Source organism: Inquilinus limosus MP06 (assembly GCF_000767795.1).
Classification (GTDB): domain Bacteria; phylum Pseudomonadota; class Alphaproteobacteria; order DSM-16000; family Inquilinaceae; genus Inquilinus; species Inquilinus limosus_E.
The window spans coordinates 1-3,439 of record NZ_JANX01000630.1 but is presented as its reverse complement, the minus strand read 5'-3'; the positions used below and the strand labels follow the sequence as shown (position 1 = coordinate 3,439).

The 3,439-nt window shown below is 72.7% G+C and carries 3 protein-coding genes; all 3 read right to left on the bottom strand.

The genetic code is table 11. The features are described from left to right. Positions 1-1,212 (bottom strand): CoA-binding protein (locus P409_RS29815; RefSeq protein WP_193366532.1); only part of this gene is annotated, 1,212 nt, incomplete at its 3' end. 2 nt (positions 1,213-1,214) lie between these two features. Next, entirely contained in the window at positions 1,215-2,423 is a 1,209-nt protein-coding gene (locus tag P409_RS29810; protein WP_034846962.1) for an aminomethyltransferase family protein, read from the bottom strand. Between the two features lie 237 nt (positions 2,424-2,660). Next, the coding region (locus P409_RS29805; protein WP_034846960.1) for a phytoene desaturase family protein at positions 2,661-3,439 on the bottom strand (779 nt) is incomplete at its 5' end.

Here is a 3,439-nt window from a genome sequence, read left to right as displayed (position 1 = left end):
GCCGCTGGCCGCCCGGGCCCGGTGCGCGATCTCGAGATGCAGCGGCGTCACCTGGCCGCCGACCGAGCGGTCCAGGGCCAGCGCGCCCAGCGCGGTGTCCGGGTCGGCCATCAGCGCCTGGAAGCAGGCCTCGAAATCGGCCGGGTAGCGGCGGCCGGTGCCCCAATGGTCCAGCGGGTTGACCGGCGGCAGGCCTGGATCCAGCGCCGCCTCCAGCCGGGCCACGGTCCCGGGCGACAGGGCGGCGAAGCGAACCCCGGCCTCGGCCGCCAGGTCGACCATCAGCCCGCGCTCGCCGCCGCTGTCATGGGTGCTGGCCAGGCCGCCGGGGCCGAGATCCGCGGCCACCGGCAGCAGCATCATCGCCGCCGCCAGCTCGTCCACCGACCGCACCTGGCCGACGGCGTGGCGTTCGAACAGCGCGTCATAGACTGCGTGGTCGCCGGCGATGGCGCCGGAATGGCTCAGCGCCAAAGCCGCGCTCTCGCGCGTCCGGCCGACCTTCAGCGCCACCACCGGGATGTTGCGCGCCTGCGCCTTCGCCAACGCCGCGACGAAGCGCTCCGGGTCACGCGCGGCCTCCAGGAACAGCCCGACCACCCGGGTCTCCGTCTGGTCCAGGGCGAAGTCGAGATAGTCCGCCAGAGTGGTGGTCAGCTCCTGGCCTGAGGAAACGGCGAGGGCATAGTCGATCCGCGCCTCGGCATCGACCAGGGCGGTGAACAGCGACCCGGAATGGGTCAGCAGCACGGCGCCGCCGGGGACGTGGTCCGGCCGGGTGGCGAAGCCGCACAGCCGCACCCGGCCGGTGAAGTTGTAGAAGCCCATGCCGTTGCCGCCGCAGAGCAGAACCCCGGCTTCCAGCGCCATGGCCCGGATCCGCTCGCGCAGAGCCGGCTCGGCCAGCGGCGCGACGATGGTGGCGGCCTTCACCCCGTGCCGCAACGCCGCGGCGAAGGCCTCGGCGATGGTCTCGTCGCCGAGGCAGAAGGCGGCGTGCTCCACCGGCTCCGGCAGGTCGCCGATCGACGGCAGGCAGGTCAGGCCCTGCAGCGTCCCGCCCTTCGGGTTGACCGGATGCACCGAGCCGGGGAAGCCGCCCTCGACCAGCTGCCGCAGCATCACCGCGCCGACCGAGCCGGGCCGTGCGCTGGCGCCGACCACCGCGATCGAGCGCGGGCGCAGCAGCGGGTCCAGCCGATGGGGCGCCATGGTCAGGTCTCCGCCGGCGGCGTGGCCCGGCGCCGCGGCGGGTCATAGAAGGGCCGGTCGACCACGCGGGCCCGTACCATCAGCTTGTGGTAGACCAGCTCGCGCAGGGCGTAGATCTCGACCCAGAGATCGTCCTTCACCGTGTCGCCATAGGGCCGGCGCAGCGAGGCCAGGGCGATGTTGCGCTTGGCCGAGGGCGACCAGGCGGCGGCGGTGATCTGCCCGGCCTCGGCCTTGCTCTTGTGGTAGACGATGGCGTGGTCGGCCGGGATGTTGCCGTCTATGTCCAGCCCGACCAGGCACCAGCGGGCCGACCGGTCGCGGCGCTGGGCCAGGATGGCGCGCTTGCCGGTCCAGTAGGCCGCCTTCTTCTCGTCCACCAGCCAGCCCAGGCCGATCTCGTCCGGGGTGCGGCGGCGGTCGACGCGGATGGCGGTCTCGGCGGTGATGAAGTCGCTGTTGGCGATGATGAAGCCGGCCTCCAGCCGCGCCAGGTCCAGCGCCGCGAAGCCGATCGCCTGCAGCCCGTGCCAGGGTCCAGTCGCCCACAGCCGGTCCCACAGCGCCAGCGCCGCCTCGGGCTCGGCGAACAGCTCGTAGCCGAGGTCGCCGGTAAAGCCGGTGCGGGACACGGTGATCCGGCCCTCGTCCAGGTGGACGTCGCGGATCTGGAAGGGCTTCAGCGTCTCGATGCCGTCGAAGCCGGCGCGGGTCAGCAGTGCCCGGCTGGTCGGGCCCTGCAGCGCCAGGGCGGCCACCTGCTCGGTCTCCTCGGCGACCTCCACCTCGAAGCCGATGGCGGAGTCCAGCAGCCAGTTCAGGTGCCGCTCCTGGCAGCACAGCCGGAATTCGGCGGGGCCCAGGCGGAACAGCGTGCCGTCATCCAGCACATGGCCCTCGTCGTCGCACCAGCAGGTGTAGTGCACCCGGCCGACGGCGAGCTTCGAGACGTCGCGCACGGTCAGCCGGTCCAGGAAGGCCTCGGCCTCGGGGCCGGCGATGCGGTACTTCACCATCGGCGTCAGGTCGAACAGCGACGCGGCGTTGCGGATGGCGAAGTATTCCTGCTCGGCGTCGCGGAGGGTGCGGGCGGAGACATAGCCGGCCCAGTTATACCAGTCCTCGGCCTGCATCAGCGCGGCGAGGCGCGGATGGAATGGCGTCTGCAGCAGCGGCTTGCGGAAATGGTCGCGGGGCAGGGGGCGGCGCATCGTTCAGGCTCCGTCCGCGCCCAACGGCGAGAACCCCCTCCCCCTAACCCCCTCCCGCGAGGGGAGGGGGGACTCGATTGGGGGTAGTCTTGCCTGAGCGGCACCGTGTATCGGGAGAGCCGATTGGGCTCTCGATCGGCGCAGCCATATCCCCTTTGTCCCCCCTCCCCTTGCGGGAGGGGGGCAGGGGAGGGGGTTCGTGCCGCGAGGAACTGTCCCATGCTCATCTCACCCATCTCACCCTCCCGCCAGGATCCGGCGAGCGGCGTTCAGGCCGGCGGCGCCCATTACCCCGCCGCCGGGATGGCTGCCGGCGCCGCAGAGCCAGAGGCCCGGCACCGGCGTCGCATACCGGCCGGCGCCATGCACCGGGCGCAGCATCATCAGCTGGTCGACCGCCAGCTCGCCATGATGCCAGTGGCCGCCGGGCATGCGGTAGCGCGCCTCCAGGTCGGCCGGGGTCAGCAGCTCCGCCGCCAGCACCCGCGCCGACAGGCCGGGCAGATGCCGCTCCAGCACGGCCAGGATGCGGTCGCGGAAGGCCGGGCCGCCGGCCTCCCAGCCGCCGCGCAGCTCCGCCGGGGCGTATTGCGCGATGATCGACATTACATGCTTCCCGGCCGGGGCCAGCGACGGGTCGGTCAGGGACGGGATCACCGCCTCCAGCACCGGTTCGGGTGAGGCTTCGCCGTACTTGGCCGGGTTGAAGGCGGCCTCGACCGCGTCGATGCCGGGCGCGACCACAAGGCGGCCCGCCAGTTGTTCCTGCGAGAGGCTGGAAAAATCAGGCAGCGCGTCCAGCGCCAGGTGCAGCTTCGTGGCGTTGCCGCGCATGCGGACATGGCCGATGCGGCGGACGAAGCCGGCATCCAGCGCCCGCGGGCCGAGCAGGTCGAGGAAGGTGATGCGCGGATTGGCGCCGGAGACGACGATCGGCGCCCGGATCTCCGCCCCCTCCGCCAAGGCCACGCCGACGGCGCGGTCGGCCTCGACCATGATCCTCGCCACCGGCGCGC